This window comes from Dokdonella sp. GW821-FHT11D02, assembly GCF_058808595.1.
On sequence record NZ_CM179520.1, the window covers coordinates 3,601,198 to 3,621,410 of the forward strand.

General features: G+C 67.2%; 20 protein-coding genes. 7 read left to right on the forward strand and 13 right to left on the reverse strand.

Annotated elements, in window-relative coordinates:
• Positions 1 to 60 precede the first annotated feature (60 nt).
• On the reverse strand, positions 61 to 558 hold the full coding sequence (locus AC3QL3_RS15375) for a hypothetical protein (RefSeq protein ID WP_492894974.1): 498 nt from the start codon (positions 556 to 558) through the stop codon (positions 61 to 63).
• A gap of 44 nt (positions 559 to 602) precedes the next feature.
• Positions 603 to 1,394: a hypothetical protein gene (locus AC3QL3_RS15380; protein WP_492894975.1), complete on the reverse strand. Its 792-nt coding sequence runs from the start codon at positions 1,392 to 1,394 to the stop codon at positions 603 to 605.
• 473 nt (positions 1,395 to 1,867) lie between these two features.
• On the opposite strand from AC3QL3_RS15380, the gene AC3QL3_RS15385 reads away from it, so the two are divergent.
• From AC3QL3_RS15385 to AC3QL3_RS15395, 3 genes are read left to right on the forward strand one after another with little or no spacing between them, the layout of a single operon-like run.
• Positions 1,868 to 2,614, forward strand: coding sequence for a glycosyltransferase family 2 protein (locus AC3QL3_RS15385; protein ID WP_492894976.1), 747 nt, complete (start codon positions 1,868 to 1,870; stop codon positions 2,612 to 2,614).
• Positions 2,608 to 2,988, forward strand: a complete 381-nt coding sequence (locus tag AC3QL3_RS15390) for a DUF2304 domain-containing protein (protein ID WP_492894977.1) — start codon at positions 2,608 to 2,610, stop codon at positions 2,986 to 2,988. Before AC3QL3_RS15385 ends, AC3QL3_RS15390 begins: the two co-directional genes overlap by 7 nt.
• 13 nt (positions 2,989 to 3,001) lie before the next feature.
• The gene (locus tag AC3QL3_RS15395; protein ID WP_492894978.1) at positions 3,002 to 4,144 is read left to right on the forward strand and encodes a glycosyltransferase; all 1,143 of its coding nucleotides are present in this window, start codon (positions 3,002 to 3,004) and stop codon (positions 4,142 to 4,144) included.
• On the opposite strand, the gene AC3QL3_RS15400 is transcribed toward AC3QL3_RS15395, so the two are convergent.
• The 7 genes from AC3QL3_RS15400 to folC form a co-directional block, all read right to left on the reverse strand.
• Entirely contained in the window at positions 4,086 to 5,537 is a 1,452-nt protein-coding gene (locus AC3QL3_RS15400; protein WP_492894979.1) for a hypothetical protein, read from the reverse strand. The two genes, AC3QL3_RS15395 and AC3QL3_RS15400, sit on opposite strands and share 59 nt — an antisense overlap.
• Positions 5,527 to 6,729 (reverse strand): hypothetical protein, encoded by a 1,203-nt coding sequence (locus AC3QL3_RS15405; protein ID WP_492894980.1) that lies wholly within the window; start codon positions 6,727 to 6,729, stop codon positions 5,527 to 5,529. The genes AC3QL3_RS15400 and AC3QL3_RS15405 overlap by 11 nt, the downstream gene beginning before the upstream one ends.
• 38 nt (positions 6,730 to 6,767) lie before the next feature.
• Complete coding sequence (locus AC3QL3_RS15410; RefSeq protein ID WP_492894981.1) at positions 6,768 to 7,586, reverse strand: ferritin-like domain-containing protein; 819 nt, start codon at positions 7,584 to 7,586, stop codon at positions 6,768 to 6,770.
• Between the two features lie 131 nt (positions 7,587 to 7,717).
• Entirely contained in the window at positions 7,718 to 9,196 is a 1,479-nt protein-coding gene (purF, locus tag AC3QL3_RS15415) for an amidophosphoribosyltransferase (RefSeq protein ID WP_492894982.1), read from the reverse strand.
• A gap of 11 nt (positions 9,197 to 9,207) precedes the next feature.
• Entirely contained in the window at positions 9,208 to 9,777 is a 570-nt protein-coding gene (locus tag AC3QL3_RS15420) for a CvpA family protein (protein WP_492894983.1), read from the reverse strand.
• Between the two features lie 108 nt (positions 9,778 to 9,885).
• Positions 9,886 to 10,818, reverse strand: a complete 933-nt coding sequence (locus tag AC3QL3_RS15425; protein ID WP_492894984.1) for an SPOR domain-containing protein — start codon at positions 10,816 to 10,818, stop codon at positions 9,886 to 9,888.
• 59 nt (positions 10,819 to 10,877) lie between these two features.
• Entirely contained in the window at positions 10,878 to 12,191 is a 1,314-nt protein-coding gene (folC, locus tag AC3QL3_RS15430; RefSeq protein WP_492894985.1) for a bifunctional tetrahydrofolate synthase/dihydrofolate synthase, read from the reverse strand.
• Positions 12,192 to 12,315: 124 nt separating this feature from the next.
• Between folC and AC3QL3_RS15435 the strand changes: the two genes are divergently transcribed.
• Both AC3QL3_RS15435 and AC3QL3_RS15440 read left to right on the forward strand, forming a co-directional pair.
• Positions 12,316 to 13,065, forward strand: coding sequence for a M15 family metallopeptidase (locus AC3QL3_RS15435; RefSeq protein WP_492894986.1), 750 nt, complete (start codon positions 12,316 to 12,318; stop codon positions 13,063 to 13,065).
• 82 nt (positions 13,066 to 13,147) lie between these two features.
• Positions 13,148 to 13,759 (forward strand): glutathione S-transferase family protein, encoded by a 612-nt coding sequence (locus AC3QL3_RS15440; protein ID WP_492894987.1) that lies wholly within the window; start codon positions 13,148 to 13,150, stop codon positions 13,757 to 13,759.
• A 28-nt stretch (positions 13,760 to 13,787) separates the two neighbouring features.
• Here the strand turns inward: AC3QL3_RS15440 and prpC are convergent, their stop codons facing one another.
• From prpC to prpE, 4 genes are all read right to left on the reverse strand, one after another.
• A complete protein-coding gene (prpC, locus tag AC3QL3_RS15445) occupies positions 13,788 to 14,942 on the reverse strand; it encodes a bifunctional 2-methylcitrate synthase/citrate synthase (RefSeq protein WP_492894988.1) in 1,155 nt (384 codons plus the stop codon).
• 43 nt (positions 14,943 to 14,985) lie between these two features.
• On the reverse strand, positions 14,986 to 15,552 hold the full coding sequence (locus AC3QL3_RS15450) for a hypothetical protein (protein ID WP_492894989.1): 567 nt from the start codon (positions 15,550 to 15,552) through the stop codon (positions 14,986 to 14,988).
• Between the two features lie 4 nt (positions 15,553 to 15,556).
• On the reverse strand, positions 15,557 to 16,450 hold the full coding sequence (gene prpB, locus AC3QL3_RS15455) for a methylisocitrate lyase (RefSeq protein ID WP_492894990.1): 894 nt from the start codon (positions 16,448 to 16,450) through the stop codon (positions 15,557 to 15,559).
• A 75-nt stretch (positions 16,451 to 16,525) separates the two neighbouring features.
• Entirely contained in the window at positions 16,526 to 18,421 is a 1,896-nt protein-coding gene (gene prpE, locus AC3QL3_RS15460) for a propionate--CoA ligase (protein ID WP_492894991.1), read from the reverse strand.
• A 143-nt stretch (positions 18,422 to 18,564) separates the two neighbouring features.
• Here prpE and AC3QL3_RS15465 point away from each other — a divergent pair, with 143 nt between their 5' ends.
• On the forward strand, positions 18,565 to 19,227 hold the full coding sequence (locus tag AC3QL3_RS15465) for a TetR/AcrR family transcriptional regulator (RefSeq protein WP_492894992.1): 663 nt from the start codon (positions 18,565 to 18,567) through the stop codon (positions 19,225 to 19,227).
• Complete coding sequence (locus AC3QL3_RS15470; RefSeq protein ID WP_492894993.1) at positions 19,220 to 20,209, forward strand: HlyD family secretion protein; 990 nt, start codon at positions 19,220 to 19,222, stop codon at positions 20,207 to 20,209. Before AC3QL3_RS15465 ends, AC3QL3_RS15470 begins: the two co-directional genes overlap by 8 nt.
• Positions 20,210 to 20,213: the final 4 nt, after the last annotated feature.

Genomic DNA, 20,213 nt, shown 5'->3' on the forward strand with positions numbered 1-20,213 from the left:
TTCAGAAAGAAAAAAGCCCACCCTATTCGGGTGGGCTTTTCGAGGCAGGAAAAAAACTGCTTACTGGACCGAGAAATTCTGCAGCTGAACCGGAAGCGTACCGTTTACGGTGCCGCTAAACGTTCCGCACGCCGTGTTCGGCTGGCCCGCACCCGGATCGGTCGTCACGACCAGATAGTACGTCGTCCCGTCCGTCAGGCCGCTCAGAGCCGGAGCCGTAGCACTGCCGCCGCTGTTCGAGCCACTCGCCACGATGTTGCCATTGACGGCATCGCAAGGAGCGAGAATGACCCAACCCGGAGCCGCCAGACCGGCGCTGCCCTGCACGGTGATGACCGCATCCGCGCCCTGAGCGACGAAGCTGTACACCACATCGTTCTGCGGGCTCGGAATGCCGCCCGGGAAGGACGGGAAGGCATTGGTTCCCGCACAGGTATCACCCGAGAACGGCGTATTGCTCTTCGCCGGAAGCGGCGACGCACACGTTTGAGCGAACGCGCTAGCGGACACTCCCATTCCAACCAAAGCTACCGACGCTGCCAGAAGAAGCTTGCGCATTTCATCACTCCTATAAGTTTAAATTCTAACAAGATGCTCGACGCTTAACCGCCGGTACCAATAAAGGTCGTGCGACGGGAGTCGAATGCATCGAAGAAGGTGTTCTGTCCGGTGTTGTTCTGACGGAACGGACCGTTCGGCGCAGCAAGTCCCAGGTAAGCGGTCTTGACGCCAACCCAGCCACCATTCGCCAGAGCGGCGAAGTTAGCGCCGCCGGCGATCGGCGTCACGCTGGCTTCGGTGGTGCTGTTGACCCAAAGCTTCACGTAGCCGTCCGTTCCAGCCGGAGTGGTAGCGGCCTTCCATTCGATTTCAATGCGGTTCGTGCCCGCAGCGAGGTCGACGTTGCCCGTGATGATGTCGTTCGGCTGACCGGCGTTGGAAGCAACAACGTTGAGCTTCTTGGCACCAGCGGAACCGCCGGAGATCGTCAGCTGCAGAATACGGGTCGTGCCGCCGGTCGCCGGGAAAGCGGCAGCCGACTGAGCGCTGAACACCGTGGTAGCAGCGAACGAACCCAGATTGGTGACGGCGTCAGCATTGATGAGGAACTGCGCGCGGTAACGCGTTTCGTTAGCCGGCGAGTCGTCGCGCACGTTGGCCGAAGCAAACGAACCGGCACCCGCGTTGTAAACGGCCTGCAGCTTGCACGCGCTCGGCGTTGCTTCCAGACCATTCGCCACGATGCTGACCGCACCCTGCGTCTGCGTCTTGCCCGACCATGCACCGCCTTCGGCCGTCGTCGGACCACCCGGGCAGGTACCTGCCATGGCGTTGCCCGCAAAACCAACGGTACCGATCAGAGCCAGCGAAAGAAGCTTCATCTTCGTGTTCATGAGAAATCTCCCAGAGTGTCTCGGGCGAGGTGCAGTCCCCATCCCCGTTTGGTTGTGAATGTTGGTTAACCAAGCCCGATCCGCGCGGACGATAGTGAAGAGTTAACACCATGTCAACACGTTCGCAGCGTGGACCAGGCTAACCCGTGCCCGATTCGAGAAGGGGGTCCCCAACTGCATGCGGTCCCTCGACCCGGTCAGGGGCTGCCGTGCGGCCGCGCCTGAACCCACGAACCTCTATGACGCACGTCCGGATGGAAACCGGACACGATTCGGGAAAATTCTTTGCCGACCCGGACGGCGGCCTGCGATCGGCACTGCTCGGCAACCTCTCCTATATGAGAAGAGTCGTTGCCTCGAAGCCTCGACCCCACGAACGCAAACCTCCATAAACCCTCGCCAAGTTAACGGCGCATTGACCTACCCCACCCCCATCCGCAGAATCGCGCCTCCCTGCGACTCGCCTCCCCTTCGTGGCCCCGATTCCTTCCGTACCGCTCCTCGCCGGCGAGTGCCTGGCCGTCATCCCCGCGCGCAACGAGGCGGCCACGGTCGGCACGGTCGTCGCCGGCGTGCGCGCGGCGCTCGGCTGCCGCGTACTGGTGGTCGACGATGCCAGTACAGACGCAACCGCGACCGAGGTCCGGACGGCGGGCGGCGAGGTACTCACTTTGCCGCTTGGCCTCGGTGCCTGGGGGGCGACCCAGGCCGGCATCCGCTATGCGCGACGCAACGGCTACGCCGGCGTCATCACCCTCGATGCGGACGGCCAGCATCTGCCCGAGTCACTGCCGGCGCTGTTCACGGCGCAAGCGCGGAGCAGCGCGAACGTCGTCATCGGTACCTGCATCGAGCGGCTCAGCCGCGCCAAGCGCATCGCCTGGCGCTATCTGCGCATTTTGACCGGCCTCAAGCTCGGCGACTTCACCTCCGGCCTGCGTCTATACGACCGTCGCGCGGTGGAAATCCTGGCCGGACCGGAGGCCAGCCTGCTCGACTATCAGGACGTCGGTGTACTGATGCTACTGTCTAAGCACGGCCTCGCCATCGAGGAAACGCCGACGCCGATGCTGCCGCGGCGGCAAGGCCATTCTCGGGTGTTCGCCTCGTGGTGGGTAGTCGCACGCTACATGCTGCATACGACGGTGTTGTGCATGGCCCAGATCGACGCCGGCCGGCGCCAGGCGCCGCGGGCGGCTGCGGACGGCCGCGCATGCTGACCGGCCAGATCACCTCGGCAATCCTTGGTGTCGGCCTAGCCGGCGCGATCCTGTTCCTGGTCCGGCGCGATCATCTGCACGGCCCGTTCGCGGTCTGGTGGTTCGCGGTCGCCGCAGCGACTTTTGTGCTCGGTGTGTTCCCGAATGTGGTGATCTGGCTCGGCCACGCCACCGGCATCGTCTATGCGCCGGTGCTGCCGATCATCATCGGCTTGTCGCTGGTGCTGATCCGCCTGCTCAAGCTCGATATCGACCGCTCCAAACAGGAGCGCCAGATCCGACGCCTGACCCAGAAACTCGCGATCCTCGAGCAGGAACTGGATCGCCTCGGCGGCCGTACCGCGCCGGACGCGCCTGCCGCCGACGAAGACTGAGCGGGACGCGTCGATGCGCGTCCTGCACCTCGGCAAGTACTACGCTCCCGAACGCGGCGGCATCGAACGCTACACGCAAGCGCTGGCCGAATGGTGCGCCGCCCATGGCGACGCGATCGCCGCCTTGGTGCACCAGCGGCCCGGCCGCTGGCGCGGGATGCGCGAGCGCATCAACGGGGTGGAAATACGCCGCGCCGGCTGCATCGCGGCGCCCGTCTACACCCCATTGAGTCCGGCCTTCCCCTTCGAACTGGCCGACTCGTTGCGTGAGTTCCGGCCCGACCTCCTGCATCTGCATCTGCCTAATCCGTCCTGCTTCGCCGCGCTGGTCAGCCCAGCGGCGCGGCGCCTGCCTTGGATCGTGCATTGGCATGCCGATGTTCCGCCGGATTCGCCCGACTGGCGCTTGCGCACGTTCTACCGCGCGTATCGGCCGTTCGAGGAAGCGGTACTCCGTCGCGCAGACGCGATCGTCGCCACCTCGCAGCCGTATCTCGACGCCAGCGCGGCGTTGGCAACGTGGAAAGATAAAGTGCGCATCGTTCCTCTGGGCATCGATGAGGATATGGCGGCCGACCATAACCGCTCAGCATCGCCCCTCCCACCTACTGCGACTGGCTTGCGTCTTCTCGCGGTCGGCCGCCTGAGCCGCTACAAGGGCTTCGAGGTCTTGCTCCGCGCACTCGTCGAAGCCGAAAACGCGAGTCTGCTGCTGATCGGCCGCGGCGAATGCGAGAGCGAATTGCATGCATTGACGAGGACGCTCGGACTCGAATCACGCGTGCATTTCGCCGGCGATCTCGACGACGATGCACTCTCGGCCGCCTATGCCGAAGCAGACGCGTTCGTACTACCGTCGTTGGATCGCGGCGAGGCGTTCGGCCTGGTCCTGCTCGAGGCGATGCGCGCCGGATTGCCGACGATTGCCAGTGCGATCCCCGGTTCCGGCGTCGCCACCGTCGTGGCGGATCGTGAAACCGGTTTGATGGTACCGCCCGGAGACGCGCCGGCGTTGACGCAGGCGATCACTCACCTATACGACCCGGTGCTGCGCCGCCGCCTCGGCGACGCCGGCCGCATGCGCTGGCGCACCCAATTCACCCTGGCGAAATCGGCACAGACGATCCGCTCGATCTATGCGCAGGCGCTGCGCTGAACGACGCTTCGCGCAGCAGCAACGCCGCCAATACGAACACCGTCGGCACGATCTGCAGGATCAGACGGTTCGCGCTGGTGAAATCCTGCGCCCACGCAGCGGCGCCGGTGAAGAAAAACAGCACGAACAGGAACGCCATATTCAGCAGCACGAACAAGCCGAGCAGCCGCGCCGCGCGGTCGCGCAACAACACGCGCCAGCGCCAGGCCACAAGCAACGGCAGCGCATACCAGAGCAGATGCCAGTTCGGCAGCGCGAACAAACTCGACAGCATTGCTCCGCCAATCGGATGCCAAGCCAGCTCGTAGGTCGTCAGCATCGGAATCTTCACGCTGCCCCAGGCCACGTGCACCCAGCCCAGACCGAGCATCGGCAACGCGAAACCGCCGATCAGCACACCGAGTACAGCCAGTACGACGATGGCGCCGGCGACGCGCCAGCGCCAGCGCGAGGGCAACAGATCGAGCGCGACCACCGCCGAGAACGCGAGCAGCCAGACCGCACCCTCCAGCTTGATCGCCGGCAGGCACAGGGCGAGTCCGACGCCGAGCAGCCACTGGCCGCGCTCGCGATACAGCAGCCAACGTGTCCAAGCCAAGGTGGCAAGACCCAAGGTGACGGCGATCCAGAGGTCGGCGTAGCCGGCCAAGGCCGCGTGAGCATCGAGCAGCGGCAACGAAACCAGAGCGTAGACCAGCCCGATCGCCACTAACGGGGACAAGGCGAAAGCGCGAAGGTAGCCGTACATCGCAAGAGCAAGGGCGGCAAGCGCACCGCTCCAAGCGAGATCGACCAAGGGCTCATTCCAGCCGCCGGCGCCGCTGGCGAACCAGATCTGGATCCAGGCCAGCCATTCCGGATAGTTCCAAGTCGCCAAGGTGCGCGTCACCGTCTCCGGCTGCACCAGCCATTCCGGCATCGACACATAGGGCTCGACGTGGCCGAGCAGCATCCAGGTCTTCGCTTTGACCGCCCAAGCCGACCATGCGTCCCAAGGAAAGATCGGCCGCAGCGAAGCCTCCTGGCCGACCAACAGCAAACGCGCGAGGACTATCGCGAGCAACAGCCACCACAACAGACGTACCCAGAACGACGGTCGCACCACGGCCGAACCCACACCGGCCCACGCTGCGCGGCGCATCCGTATCGCGGCGGCGATCCAAAACAACGCGGCGAATGCGAGCAGCCACGGCGCCGTCGTCGCGAACGCCCGCGCGGTGTCCGCTTGCGCCAGCCAGCTCGCACCGATCGCGGCGAGAAACACGCCGATCAACCAGCCCATGCCGGCCGCGGCGGCCCAGTCGCCGTGTCTGCGTGTCTGGGCAAACAGCCACCACAAACCGCTACCGAGCAGCAGCGGCAACGACCAGGCGAAAAGATAGTTAACGCCCACGGCGATACCGGAATACGACCACCCGGCCCTCCTCGAATCCGTTCGCGTGTCCGCCATGCGGCGAGGAAATGCGCAGGCTGCCGGCGAGCAGCTTGCGCAGCGCCGGATCGGTGTTCCAGGCGTCACTGTCGAAGAACACGATGACGCAGCCTCCCGGCAGCTCGCTGCCCGAGGCCAGCGCGAGCACCAAGGGACTCGCGTTCATCGGCAGCAAGTGCCAAATCATGCGCAGCAGCTGATAGCCGGAACCGGCCAGTACCAGCACACGGGTCTGCGCCGGCTCGTTGGCCAGCAGCGCCTTGACGTCCGCGGCGGCAGCGAGGATGTCGCTGTCGCCGACGAGGCGTTCGCGTTCGGGCCACGCGACCTCCGCATACAGCGTGCGCGTGGCCAGTAGACGTTGCAGCAAGCCACCCTGCCAGAGCAAATCGAGCGCGACCCAAGCCAGCACGAAGCTACCCAACGCCACGCCGTGCCAACGGCGGCGTCCCAACAACAACCAAGCGCAGACGATCCCCGCCGCCACGGCGGCGGCAGCGAATACCACCACCGAACGCGCGCGTGGCGAATCGGTGTCACGACCGAGCGCATGCACCGAGCGTTGGCTCCACGGCCAGGCGCCGAGCCAGTCGGTAGCCAAGGCGGCGAGATCGCCCAGCCAGGAAGGCGACCAGAGTTCGGTTCCGACCAGTTCGAACGGACGAAAGCCGAGTTCGGGCGGCACGTTCTGCGCGGTCGCGAATTCGCTGAAACCGAGTTCGATGATGGTGCCGCGCCACGCGGGCACGCGCGACAGATCGAAGCTCGAAACGCCGGCGCCGGGCCACGGCAAGGCCACCGTGTGCACGTCGTCGGGCTGCTCGGCGGTGCGGAACACCAGCGTCAGCTCGAGCGTGCGCGGAAAGTCCTCGAGCCGGTAGCGCAGGATCGGAAACTGCTCGGCGACGACGTTCGCCAACGCGGTCGATTGCAGCGCGGAATGGTCTTCCGCAGCAGCGGTCACGTGCAGCCGCCCATCCCGCGCATCGGCACTGCCGAAGATCGGATGGAAGTCGCTGCCGGCGAGCGAGCGCGTCGCCTGCGGCGTCAGCGGCGCGCGCCAATCGACCTCGGCCGCCCACAACAAAAGCAACAGCCAGATCGCCGCGACCGCAACGACGAAGGCCGCGACGCGCAGGCGCGTCGATGTCATGCGGGAATTCTCATGCGGAAGTGCTCATGCGCACGGCCTCACGCGGCCAGCTCGGCGAGACGATCGAGTTCGACCGCGCTGAAGCCAGCGCGCAGGCGCGCGTCGACATTGAACGGACCGCGCAAGCCACCGCGAAAATGCGTCTCGAGCAGGTCGCGGAAAGTCTGCTCCGGCTCGACCCCTTCGCGCTCACAGCACCATGCGAACCAACGCGAACCGGCGGCGACGTGCGCGACTTCCTCGCGCAGGATCACCTCGAGAATCTCGACCGTGGCGCTGTCGCCGGCGCCGCGCAGGCGCTCGATCATGCCGGGTGTCACGTCGAGTCCGCGCGCTTCCAGCACGCGCGGCACCAGCGCCATGCGCGCGAGGCTGGAATCGGCGGTACGCACGGCCATGTCCCACAAGCCGTCGTGAGCGTCGAAGTCGCCGTAGCCATGACCGAGCTCGCTCAGCCGCGCCGCGAGCAGCGCGAAGTGGCGCGCCTCGTCAGCGGCGACCTGGGCCCAATCGCGATAGTAGTCGTCGGGCAGGTCACGGAAGCGGTAGACCGCATCCCAGGCCAGATTGATCGCATTGAATTCGATGTGCGCGACCGCGTGCACCAGCGCCGCTCGGCCTTCCGCCGTGCCGAGCCCGCGTTGCGCCAATGCGCGCGGCGCGACCAGCCGCGGCCTAGCCGGACGGCCGGGCACCTCGATCGAACGCGCTAGCGGCGGCGACGCCGGGCGGCCCAGCTCGCCGGACACGATCGCCGCCGCGTATTGCCGGGTCAGCGCGCACTTTTCCTGCGGGTCGGCGCTGGCGAGACAAAGTTCGGCCGCCGCGAACAGATCGGCGGGTCTGGCTGGCTCCATGTCGTATCGAGTCCCTGCTGGTTCCGCCGCGGATTATCCACGAACGCAATCGGCAAGGATGCGATACGAGTCCGCCGCGAGTGCAAAGAAAACGTTCAGCGAACCGCGCGATCGCCGGCCCGCCCTCCTTCTCAGCCTGCCTGCCGCCGCTGCATCTTGGCGTCGTCGGAGCGCGCGAACTCAAGGTCGCGCAGGTAGGTCGGCTCGACTCCGGTGACGTACTCGCCCGAGAAGCACGAGGTGTCGAAGTGCTTGAGCTCCTCGTTGCCGTCCTGCACCGCCCAGATCAAGTCGTCGAGATCCTGGTAGATCAGCTTGTCGGCGCCGAGGATCTTCTCGATTTCCTCGACCGTGCGCGCGTGCGCGACCAGTTCGGCCGTCACCGGCATGTCGATGCCGTAGATGTTGGGGTAGCGCACCGGAGGCGCCGCCGAAGCGAGATAGACCTTCTTCGCGCCGGCCTCGCGTGCCATCTGGATGATCTGCTTGGAGGTCGTGCCGCGCACGATCGAATCGTCGACCAGGAGCACGTTCTTCTTGCGGAACTCGAGGCCGATCGGGTTCAGCTTGCGCCGCACCGAACGCACGCGCTCGCTCTGTCCCGGCATGATGAAGGTACGCCCGATGTAGTGGTTCTTGACGAAGCCGTCGCGCACCGGCACGCCGAGCTTCTGCGCCAGGGGACCGGCCGCCGTACGCGAGGTGTCGGGAATCGGGATCACCGCGTCGATGTCGTGGTCGGGCATCAGGCGCAGGATCTTCTCGCCGAGCTTCTCGCCCATGCGCAGGCGCGCCTTGTAGACCGACACATCCTCGATCATCGAATCGGGGCGAGCGAGGTAGACGTATTCGAAGATGCACGGCGCGTGCACGGTCGGCTCGGCGCACTGGCGCGCGTGCAACTTGCCGTCGAGGGTCAGCAGCACCGCTTCGCCGGGCGCGACGTCGCGCAGCAGCTTGAAGCCGAGGATGTCGAGCGCAACCGATTCGGACGCGACCGCGTACTCCTTGCCATTGCCAGTATCGCGCTCGCCGAGTACGAGCGGACGGATGCCGTGCGGATCGCGGAACGCGAGCACGCCGTAGCCGAGCAGCAGCGAAACCACCGCGTAGCCGCCGACGCAGCGCGCATGCGTGCCGGCGACGGCTTTGAAGATCTCATCGGGCGTCAGCCGCATCCGATCCTGGATCTGCAGCTCGTGCGCGAGCACGTTGAGCAAGATCTCCGAATCGGAGTCGGTATTGATGTGGCGGCGGTCGTCCTCGAACACCTCGCGCCGCAGCGAATCGGTGTTGATCAGATTGCCGTTGTGCGCGAGCGCGATGCCGTACGGCGAGTTCACGTACAGCGGCTGCGCCTCGGCCGAGCCTTCCGAGCCGGCGGTCGGATAGCGGCAGTGACCGATGCCGACGCTGCCACGCAAGCCCAGCATGCTGTCGCGATCGAATACGTCGCGCACCAGCCCGCCGCCCTTGTGCAGGCGCAGGCGGTTGCCGTCGATGGTGGCGATGCCGGCGGCGTCCTGGCCGCGGTGCTGCAGGACGGTGAGCGCGTCGTAGAGCGCCGCCGCGACTTCCGACTGGCCGACGATGCCGATGATTCCGCACATGGTTGGATACTTCAGGTAGAGGAAGGATGGGTAACGGCCGGCGGCTTTCCGTCGGACTTGCCGTCGGACTCCGGCGGCCGAATCAAGCTCGCGGCCGGTTCGAGGTAGCGCGCCACCTCGGCCGGCAAGCGTTCGCGCAACCAGTGCGCGCCGCGCTCGAAGCTCGGCAGCAGGCGCGATTCATTCCACCACGGGTCGCGCGCGAACGGCGTGAAGCCGAGCAGCAGCACGACCAGCACGACCAGCGCCATTCCGCGCGCGAGCCCGAACACCATGCCGAGCAAACGATCGCTGCCCGACAGGCCGCTGCCTTCGACCAGCTTGCGCATCAGGAAGGTCACGATCGCACCGGCGATCAGCACCGCGACGAAACACAGACCGTAACCGAGCAGGATGCGCACCGACGGCGTCGATATGCTGCCGGAAAAATGTTCCGCAAGTACCGGTCCGAGCAGCCAGGCGACCCAGAACGCACACACCCACACGGCCAGCGCCAGCACTTCGCCGATGAAACCGCGCCAAAGGCCCATCAGCACCGACAGGCCGAGCACGGCCAGAATCGTGTAATCAGCCCAAGTCATCGAAGGGCCGGGGCTGGGGATTGGGTAGGCGGGATTGGAAAGAGACTCGGCAAGGCTGGCGCCCTGCTCTTACGAATCCCCGATCCCCAATCCCCAATCCCGGCTCCATCACAAAGTCACGATCATGCCGTCGAGCTTGAGCTTGTCCTTGATGCCGGTCTTGAGCTTGTCCGCCGCGGCGCGATCGACTTCGGGGCCGACGCGCACGCGCCACAAAGTGGCGCCGCTCGCCTCGACCTTGTCGACGAAGGCCGGGTAGCCGGCGTTCTTGACGCGATCGCGCAGCTTGTTCGCGTCCTCCACCGTCTTCATCGCACCCAGTTGCACGGCGAACGCGCCGGCACGGTTCTTCGGCAGCGCCGCCGGCGCGGCATCGGCGGTCGCGTCGGCAGCCAGCTGCACGACACTGCCCGGCACGCTCGGCTTGGCCTGCTTGATGCGCACACGCGCCGCCTCGGCGGCAGCGCGATCGGCGAACGGGCCGACGCGCACGCGCGAAGCCGGCTTGCCCTGGTAGACGCTCGTCTCGGCGAACGCCGGAAAGCCGTCCTTCTTCAGGCCCGTAACCAGATCGTCAGCGTTCTTGCTCGCCGTATAGACGCCGAGATGAACGAAGTAGCGCCCGTCCGCAGCCTGTCCGGGCACCAGCTTGGGCGCTTCGGGCGCCGCCGCGGGCGCTGCCGTCGGCGCGGCCGGCTTCGGGCTCGGCGTGGTCGGCGCAGGAGTCGGCGTCGGTGTCGCGGCAACGGTCGCCGGCGGCGGCTCGACCGGCTTCGGTGCGGTCGCGGTATCGACGGTCGCGATGCGGCCGTCGTCGGCCGGCGCCGCGGCCGGCGCGGTAGGATTCTTGCCCGCCGCATCGACCGGCAGCACGCGCGTCTGGAATTCGCGATCCGGCGCCGGCGGAATCGCCAGACTCGAGGTCTCCATTTCTGCGCTTTTCTTCGGCGCCGAGCCGGATATGAACATCGGCACGAAGATGACGGCCAGCGCGATCAGCACGGCGGCGCCGAGCAGGCGCTGTTTCAGCGACAGATCCATGTGGAGTCCGGGTCGAAAGATCAGCGCGATTATACGCGCGTGCCCGGCTGTATCGAAGGTTAAATGGAACGCTTGGCCAGTCGTCGAGCGGCGAATTCGAGCGCTGCCGCGGCGACGAAGAACGAGCCGAATGCGAGTACGCGATCGCCCTGGCGCGCTTGCGCGCACGCGACCGCCAGCGCCTCGGCGACGCTCGCGTGCGAAGACCGCACGGCCTGGTCGTCGAGGCTTTCGCCGAGGGCCGCGCGCAGCGCATCCGCGCTCAGGCCGCGCGGCGAGTCGCGCTCGAGCCCGGCCAGAAACCAGCCGTCGATCGAATCCGCCAACGCGGCGGCGATGCCGCGTACGTCCTTGTCGCCGAGCGCGCCGAACACGGCCAGCGTGCGCCCCGCCGCCGGTGTGCTGCGCAGCCACTCGGCCAGCGCGCGCGCCGCTTGCGGATTGTGGCCGACGTCGACGATCAGCTCCGGCGTGCCGGCGAAGCGCTGCAAGCGCGCGCCGATGCGCGCCCGCGCCACGCCCTGCGCGATCGCCTGAGGATTCCAGCCGAGCCGCGCGCGCAAGGCCTCGAGCGCCGCGATCGCGGCCGCCGCATTGGCGAGCTGGCACGGCGCCGCCAGCTGCGGCGGCGGCAAGGCGAGTTCGACCTCGCCGCCACGCCAGGTCCAGCCGGCCTCACCGCGCGAGTAGGAGAAATCGCGGCCGGCGCGGCGCAGATCGGCGCCGATGCGCGCGGCTTCGGCGAGCAACGCCGGCGGCGGGTCCGCTTCGCCGGCGATCGCGACACGGCCGCTGCGGAAGATGCCGGCCTTCTCGCGGCCGATGCTGTCGCGATCGTTACCGAGCCAGTCCTGATGGTCGAGATCGATCGTGGTCACGATCGCGACATCGGCGTCGACCAGGTTGACCGCGTCCAGCCGTCCGCCGAGCCCGACTTCGAGCACGGCGACGTCGAGCGCGTTCTGCGAAAAAATCCACAACGCCGCCAAGGTGCCGTATTCGAAGTAAGTCAACGCGATCGCGTCCTGCGAATCGGCCTTGCGCGCCGCCTCGATGCGCTCGAACGCGTCGATCAAGGCGGCATCGTCGACGTCGCGCCCGCCGACGCGCACGCGTTCGTTGTAGCGCAACAGATGCGGCGAGGTGTAAGCGCCGACGCGACGGCCGTCCGCGGCGAGCATCGCTTCGAGGAAGGCCACGGTCGAGCCCTTGCCGTTGGTGCCGCCGACCGTGATCACCAGCGGTGCCGGCGCCGGTGCGCCGAGCCGCTGCCAGACCGCGCGCACGCGTTCGAGACCGAGTTCGATCGCATGCGGATGCACGCGCTGCTGGTAGTCGAGCCAATCGGCCAGCGTGCTCGGAAGTTCGCTCATGACAGAGTGCGGACGGTGCGGGTCGGCGATGGTGGGGACTCGGCTCGCGTTTGGCAACGGCCGGTAGGGTCAACTGCGGCGACGACGCGGCTATGATGCGGTCGATCTCACTTCGAGTCCGCGCATGCGCCGCCTGCTGCCGCCGATCGCCGCACTCGCCCTCGCCGCCTGCGCGGCGACCTCCACACCGCAGGTCGACGCTGGCGGCACAGCGGCGGTATTCCGCATCGAACCGGTGCGGCCGGTCGCAGAGCTGTTGCCGCAGGCGCTCGCCGCGACCCCGCCGAGCGAAGCCGGCGAATTCCGCCGCGCCGACCTGGTCGAGCTGACCTCGCTCGACGCATCGATCCGGCTCGACATCCGCTACGCCGGCACGCAGAACTTCTTAGGGACACCGCTGTACCGCGAAGCGCGCGCTTTCCTGCAGCGGCCAGCCGCCGAAGCGCTGGTCCGCGTGCAACGCGCGCTCGCCGCCGACGGCTACGGCCTGCTCGTGCACGACGCCTATCGTCCGTGGTACGTGACCAAGCTGTTTTGGGACGCGACCCCCGAGCATCTGCATCGCTTCGTCGCCGACCCGGCGCAGGGTTCGCGTCACAACCGCGCTTGCTCGATCGATCTCACTCTGTACGACTTGAAGAGCGGAGCCGCAGTGCAGATGCCAAGTCTCTACGACGAGATGTCCGAACGCGCCTATCCCGACTACGCCGGCGGCGATGCGGTCGCACGCGCACGGCGCGACCTGCTGCGCCGGCGCATGCAGGGCGAGGGCTTCGCGGTGTACGAGTTCGAGTGGTGGCACTACGACTATCGTGACTGGAAGTCGTACGCGATCCAGAACCTGCGCTTCGAGGATATTCCCGCTACGCGCTGAGGCCGACACAGGCCGAACGTGTCGCGCTTGCACCTCGCGCACCGCCGTTTCCACCACATCCAAACTACTGGGGAATTGATCGATGAAACTCTATACCTCGTCCGGCGCCTGCTCGATGGCCGATCACATCGTGCTGGAATGGATCGGCCGACCCTACGAGGCCGAGCTCGTCAGCCGCGAGCAACGCGCGACACCGGAGTTCAAAAAACTCAATCCGGCCGGTGCCGTGCCGGTGCTCGACGCGGACGGCTGGATCCTGACGCAGAACGCGGCGATCCTGAACTATCTCGCCGACCTGCACCCGGAAGCCGGCCTCGGCGGCGACGGCACGCCGAAAGGCCGTGCCGAAGTGAATCGCTGGCTGGCGTTCTTGAACGCGGACGTGCATCCCGCCTTCCATCCCCTGTTCGGCATGACGCGCTATATCGAGGACGCGGCCGCAATCGAGAAGACCAAGGCGAATGCGCTCAAAACCTTGCGCACTTTGTTCGGGCGCATCGACGAGCAACTCCGCGGGCGCGACTGGCTCGCCGGCACGCGCTCGATCGCCGATCCGTATCTCTACGTCGTGCTGCGCTGGGCGAGATCTTCGGGCGTGGATCTGTCCGGCTTCGATCGGCTCGTGCAGTTCGGTGCGCGCATGGACGCCGACCCGGCCGTGCGCAAAGTGCTGCAAGAAGAAGGGCTCGCCTGAGCGAGCCCCGTTCTGCGTCGCCGCGCGCTCAGCGCTCGGCCAGCGGCACGAATTTCAGGTCTTCCGGACCGACGTAGTTCGCGCTCGGCCGGATGATCTTGCCGTCGATGCGCTGCTCGACCACGTGCGCGCTCCAGCCCGAGGTGCGCGAGATCACGAACAGCGGCGTGAACATCGCGGTCGGCACGCCCATCATGTGGTAGCTGACCGCGCTGAACCAGTCGAGGTTGGGGAACATCTTCTTGATCTCCCACATCGTCGATTCGAGCCGTTCGGCGATGTCGAACATCTTCATGTTCGCTTGCGCGGCGGAGAGTTCGCGCGCGACTTCCTTGATCACCTTGTTGCGCGGGTCGGACACGGTGTACACCGGGTGGCCGAACCCGATCACGACTTCCTTGCGCTCGACCCGCGCGCGGATGTCGGCTTCGGCTTCGTCCGGCGTGTCGTAGCGTTTCTGGATCTCGAACGCGACTTCGTTGGCGCCGCCGTGCTTGGGCCCGCGCAGCGCGCCGATCGCGCCGGCGATCGCCGAGTACATGTCGCTGCCGGTGCCTGCGATCACGCGCGCGGTGAAAGTGGACGCGTTGAACTCGTGCTCGGCGTAGAGGATCAGGGAGGTGTGCATCGCGCGCACCCACAACTCGCTCGGCGCCTGCCCATGCAAAAGATGCAGGAAATGGCCGCCGATCGAGTCGTCGTCGGTCTCCACCTCGATGCGCTTGCCGTTGTGGCTGTAGTGGTACCAGTACAGAAGCACCGAGCCGAGCGAGGCCATCAGGCGATCGGCGATGTCGCGCGCGCCGGGATGGTTGTGGTCGTCCTTCTCCGGCAGCGCGCAGCCGAGCACGGACACGGCCGTGCGCATCACGTCCATCGGATGCGCCGACGCCGGCAGTTGCTCCAGCGCCGCCTTCACCGCCGCCGGAATGCCGCGCAGCGATTTCAGCTTGGCCTTGTAACCGGCCAGCTCGGCGCGATTGGGCAGCTTGCCGTGTACGAGCAGATGCGCGATCTCCTCGAATTCGCAGGTCGTCGCCACGTCGAGAATGTCGTAGCCGCGATAGTGCAGGTCGTTGCCGGTGCGGCCGACCGTGCACAGCGCGGTGTTGCCGGCGGTGACGCCGGACAGCGCGACGGACTTCTTCGGTTTGAACGCCGGGGTGGCTTCGTTCTCGCTCACGTCTTTCTCCGTAGTGCGATCGCTGCAGGCTTGCGGCGATCGTTCAGTCTTTGAATTGCTGCTCGATCGGCCAGGCCGGGCACGCGTCGACCGGCACACTGGTCTGCTCGCGCGCCTTGCGGTCGCGCAGCCAGCATTCGTCCAGCGTCGAGCAGTAGCAGACGGTGATCTTCACCCGCGTCTGCGCGGCCACGCGGAAGCGCTCGTAGCTGGCGTCGTCGGGCAGCTGGATCGCCTCGATCCGCTCGCCCGGCGACATCACGTTGCCGCTGATGGTCGAACGTTGGATTTTGTCGGCGACGGCGGCGTCGATATCGAGCGCCTTCAACACCTCGCTCCAATTGCGCTTGGGCTGATCGTCGACGGTCACTTGCATGCTGCGCACCTGCGCCGGCCCGACACCCTTGTTCAGCACGACGATCGCGCGATTGGGGTCGGCGTAGCCGATGATCAAAAACGGCCACACCTGCGCGCGCACCTGCTGTCGCTGCACGTAGGCGGTGTAGCCGGAGACCACCAGCGCCAGAAAACCGATCAGCGCGGCGACCACCGCCGCCAGCGCATCCCAGTTGCGCTCGCGGCGCGGCGCGGGGGCGGCCGGTGTCGCCACGGATTCAGAGCCCCGTCTTGCCGCTGGCGAACAAGGTGTCGAGCTTGCGCTCGTAGTCGTGGTAACCGAGGAAGTCGTACAGCTCTTCGCGCGTCTGCATGGTCGGCACCGCGGCCTTCTGAGTGCCGTCGCGGCGCGTGGTTTCGTAGAAGTTCAACGCCGCCTTGTTCATCGCGCGATAGGCGCCGCAGCAATACAGCGCGATGTCGACGTTGGCCGACCTCAGCTCGTCGACGGTGAAGAACGGCGTCGAGCCGAATTCGGTCAGGTTGGCCAGGATCGGCACCTTCACCGCGGCCTTGAACTTGCGGTAGTCCTCGAGCGTCTTCATCGCTTCGGGGAAGATCATGTCGGCGCCGGCTTCGACGTAGGCGACCGCGCGTTCGATCGCGGCGTCGACGCCTTCGACCGCGGCTGCGTCAGTGCGCGCCATGATGACGAAGCCCGCGTCGGTACGCGCATCGACTGCGGCCTTGACCCGGTCGACCATTTCTTCCTTCGGCACCACTTCCTTGCCCGGACGATGGCCGCAACGCTTCTGCCCGACCTGGTCTTCCATGTGCACGGCGGCGACGCCGACGTTGATGAAGGAACGGATCGTGCGCGCGATGTTGAAGGCGCCGCCCCAGCCCGTGTCGATGTCGACCAAGAGCGGTAAGCCGGATGCGTCGACGATGCGGCGCGCGTCGATCAGGACGTCTTCCATCGTGCTGATGCCGAGATCCGGCACACCGAGCGAATTGGCCGCGACGCCGCCGCCGGACAAGTACACCGCCTTGTAGCCGACGCGCTTGGCCATCATCGCCGCGTAGGCGGTGATCGCGCCGACCACTTGCAAAGGAGCTTCCTCGGCGAGGGCGGCGCGGAAGCGGGTGCCAGCGGATGCAATCGAACTCATGCGACCTCCTGCAAAGACCGGCGATTTTAGCAGGGTGTCGAATGCGGCGCGGAAGCGAGCGCCGGCGCCTTCGCGTCAGAGGTCGCTGCCGCGCTGCAGCGCGCGTCGGATCTCCTCCAACACGTTCGGATCGTCCAGCGTCGACAGGTCGCCCGGGTCGCGCTGCTCGGCCAAGGCCTGCAGCGAGCGGCGCAGCAGCTTGCCCGAGCGCGTTTTCGGCAGCGCATTGACGATGTAGATGCGTGCCGGTTTGGCCACGCCGCCGAGCGTCTCGATCACGCGGCGCTGCATCGCATCGGCGGTTTCGCGCTTGGCGCTGTCGTCGACGGGCGCCGTCTTCAACGTCGCGAACACGATCGGAACCTGGCCTTTCAGCTCGTCCTGCACACCGACCACAGCCGCCTCCGCCACGCCGGCATGCGTGGCGACCGACTCCTCGATCTCGCGCGTGCCGAGCCGATGACCGGCGACATTGATGACGTCGTCGGTGCGGCCGAGGATGAAGGTGTAGCCGTCCTCGTCGCGCACGGCCCAGTCGAGCGAGCTGTACAAGAGTTCCTTGAAGTGGCTGAAGTAGCTGGTCTTGAAGCGCGCGTCGTCGCGCCAGACCGTGGTCATGAAACCCGGCGGCAGCGGCGGCACGATCACCAGCACCCCTTTCTGATTCGGCGCGGCGTCGCCGCCGCTGATCTCGTCGATCACGCGCAGGTTGTAGCCGGGGCTGGGCAGGCCGGGCGAGCCGAACTTGAGCGGCTTCAGCTGCAGCCCCGGCATCAGGGTCAGCACCGGCCAGCCGGTCTCGGTCTGCCAGTAGTTGTCGATCACGGTCTTGCCCAAGCCCTGGCTGATCCACTGCGCGGTCGGCTCGTCCAGCGGCTCGCCGGCGAGGAACAGCCATTTCAGTTCGGACAGATCGTACTTGCGCAGCCACGCAGGGTCTTGTTTCTTCAGGATGCGGATCGCGGTCGGCGAGGAGAACATCGTGCGCACGCGGTACTGCTCGCACAGGCGCCACCAGATGCCGGCGTCGGGATGCGTCGGCAGACCTTCGTACAAGACCGAGGTCGCCCCGGCGATCAAGGGGCCGTAAACGTTGTAGGAATGGCCGACCGTCCAGCCGACGTCGGAGGTGCTGAAGATGGTCTGCCCGGCGCGCACGTCGAAGATCGCCCACATCGACAAGGCCAGCGCGACCGCATGGCCGCCGACATCGCGCTGCACGCCTTTCGGTTTGCCGGTGGTGCCGGAGGTGTAGAGCAGATAGCTCGGTTCGTTCGATTCCAGCCATTCGACCGGCACGTGAGCGCCGTCGTGGCGCGCGCGCAGTTCGTCGTAGTCGAGATCCCGCCCGGGCACGCGCGCGTGATCGGGATCGAGACCGCGGCCGACGATCAGCACCTGCGGCGGCGGCGATCGCGACGCGGCGCAGGCCGCATCGACCAGCGGCTTGTACGGAATGATCTTGCCGCCGCGCACGCCGGCGTCGGCGCAGATCAGGAGCTTGGGTTGCGCGTCGTCGATGCGCAGCGCGAGGTTGTGCGCGGCGAAGCCGCCGAACACGACCGAGTGAATCGCGCCGATGCGCGCGCAGGCGAGCATCGCGAACACCGCCTCGGCCATGTTCGGCATGTAAATCACGACGCGATCGCCGCGACCGACCTCGAGCGACTTCAACACCGCTGCGAACGCGTTCACTTCGCGGTGCAGTTCGCGATAAGTGACTTCGCGCGTGAGATTGGTTTCGGTCGACACCGCAATCAGCGCCAGCTGGTCGCCGCGCGTGGCGAGATGGCGGTCGACCGCGTTGTGGCACAGGTTCGTCTCGCCGCCGACGAACCAGCGTCGGAACGGCGGATCGGAATCGTCGAGGATGCGTTGCGGCGGCTTGTGCCAATCGATCGCGCGCGCCTGCTCGGCCCAGAACGCCTCCGGCCGCTCGATCGACTGCCGATAGAACTCCTCGTACTCCATCGCACACTCCCGCCGCAGCCGTCCGCGAATCCGCCGCCTGCAAGCCTAGAGGACGCGGCCGCCGCAGCCAGCCACGACGATGGTCGTAGCCGCCGCTCCGCGCGCGCTTGAAATTAATTGACCATTTAATTAATCTGCGGCGCATGACTACCCGCAAGAACCCGACCGGCCGCGCGCCGGGGCGCCCCGCCCGCACCCGCTCTCGCGGCGACGAACGAGCGCGCCTGCTCGACGTCGCCTTGGCGCTGTTCGCCAAGCAAGGCATCGCGGCGACGCCGCTGAGCGCGATCGCGCGGCGCGCGCGCGTCACGCCGGCCCTGCTGCACTACTACTTCGGCAACCGCGAACGCCTGCTCGACGCGCTGATGGCGGAGCGCTTCCTGCCGATGGCCGACAGCGTGCGCGTCAGCCTGCTGGCGCAGGCCGGCAAGCCGGAGCAGCAGATCGCAACCTTCGTACGCAGCCTGTTCGCGGTGCTCGAAGCGAACCCGTGGCTGCCGCCGCTGTGGCTGCGCGAAGTGCTGACCGAAGGCGGCCTGCTGCGCGAACGCCTGCTGCAGGGCGTGGCGGTGCATCTCGCGCCGCTGCTGCACGACGCGATCGCCGCGGCGCAAGCGCGCGGCGCGATCAATCCCGATCTCGATCCGCGCCTGACCGTGGTCTCCCTGGTCGGCTTGACGCTGTTCCCGTTCGCAGCGCGGCCGATCTGGACGCGCATCTTCGACGCCGACGACATCGGCGCGGATCGCCTCGCCCAACACACCCTGACCCTGCTCGAACGCGGACTGGAGCTCGACCATGAGTGAACGCATCCAACGACATCGCGAGCGCGCGCGCCGGCTCGGCGCTTGCGCCGCCATCGCCGCGCTCGTCGCCGGCTGCACGAAACACGCGCCGCCACCCTTGCTCGGAACCTTGGAATGGGATCGCGTCGCGGTCGCCGCCGAAGTGTCCGAGCCGATTCTCACGATTGCAGTGGCCGAAGGCGCGCGGGTGAAATCGGGCGAACTGATCCTCAGCCTCGATCCGCGCCGCAGCGACGCGCAGCTGACGCAAGCGCGCGCCGAGCAGCGGCGCGCCGAAGCGGCGCTGACCGAACTGCGCCGCGGCACTCGCATCGAGACCATCGACGCCGCGCGCGCGCGCCTCGACGGCGCCACCTCGACCGCCGCCAACGCACGCAAGGAACGCGACCGCCTGGCCGAGGTGCGCCGCCGCGGACTGATTGCGCAAGCCGATCTCGACAACGCCGAAACCGCGTTGCGCAGCGCCAGCGCCGATGCGAACTCGGCGCGCGCGAATTTGAACGAACTGCTCAACGGCACCCGCATCGAAGACATCGAGCAGGCCGAGGCGACCTTGGCCGCAGCGCAAGCCGCCACCGAACACGCCGAACTGACGCGCGCGCGGCTCGACGTGCGCGCGCCGCGCGACGGCGAAGTCGACGCGTTGCCGTTCAAGCTCGGCGACCAGCCGCCGCTCGGCGCGGCCCTGGTCAGCCTGCTCAGCGGGCCGGCGCCGTATGCGCGCGTCTACGTGCCGGCCTCGCAACGCGCGGCCTTGGCGCAGGGCGCGCGCTGTCGCGTGCACGTGCAAGGCGTCGCCGAGGCGTTCGACGCGAGCATTCGCAGCCTGCGTTCCGATCCGGCGTTCACGCCGTACTACGCGCTGACCGGCGAAGACGCGAGCCGCCTCGCCTACCGCGCCGAACTGCTGCTGGCGGGCGAAGCGGCGAGCAAACTGCCGGCCGGTCTGCCGGCGCAGGCGGACTGCACGCATGGCGGCTGACGAA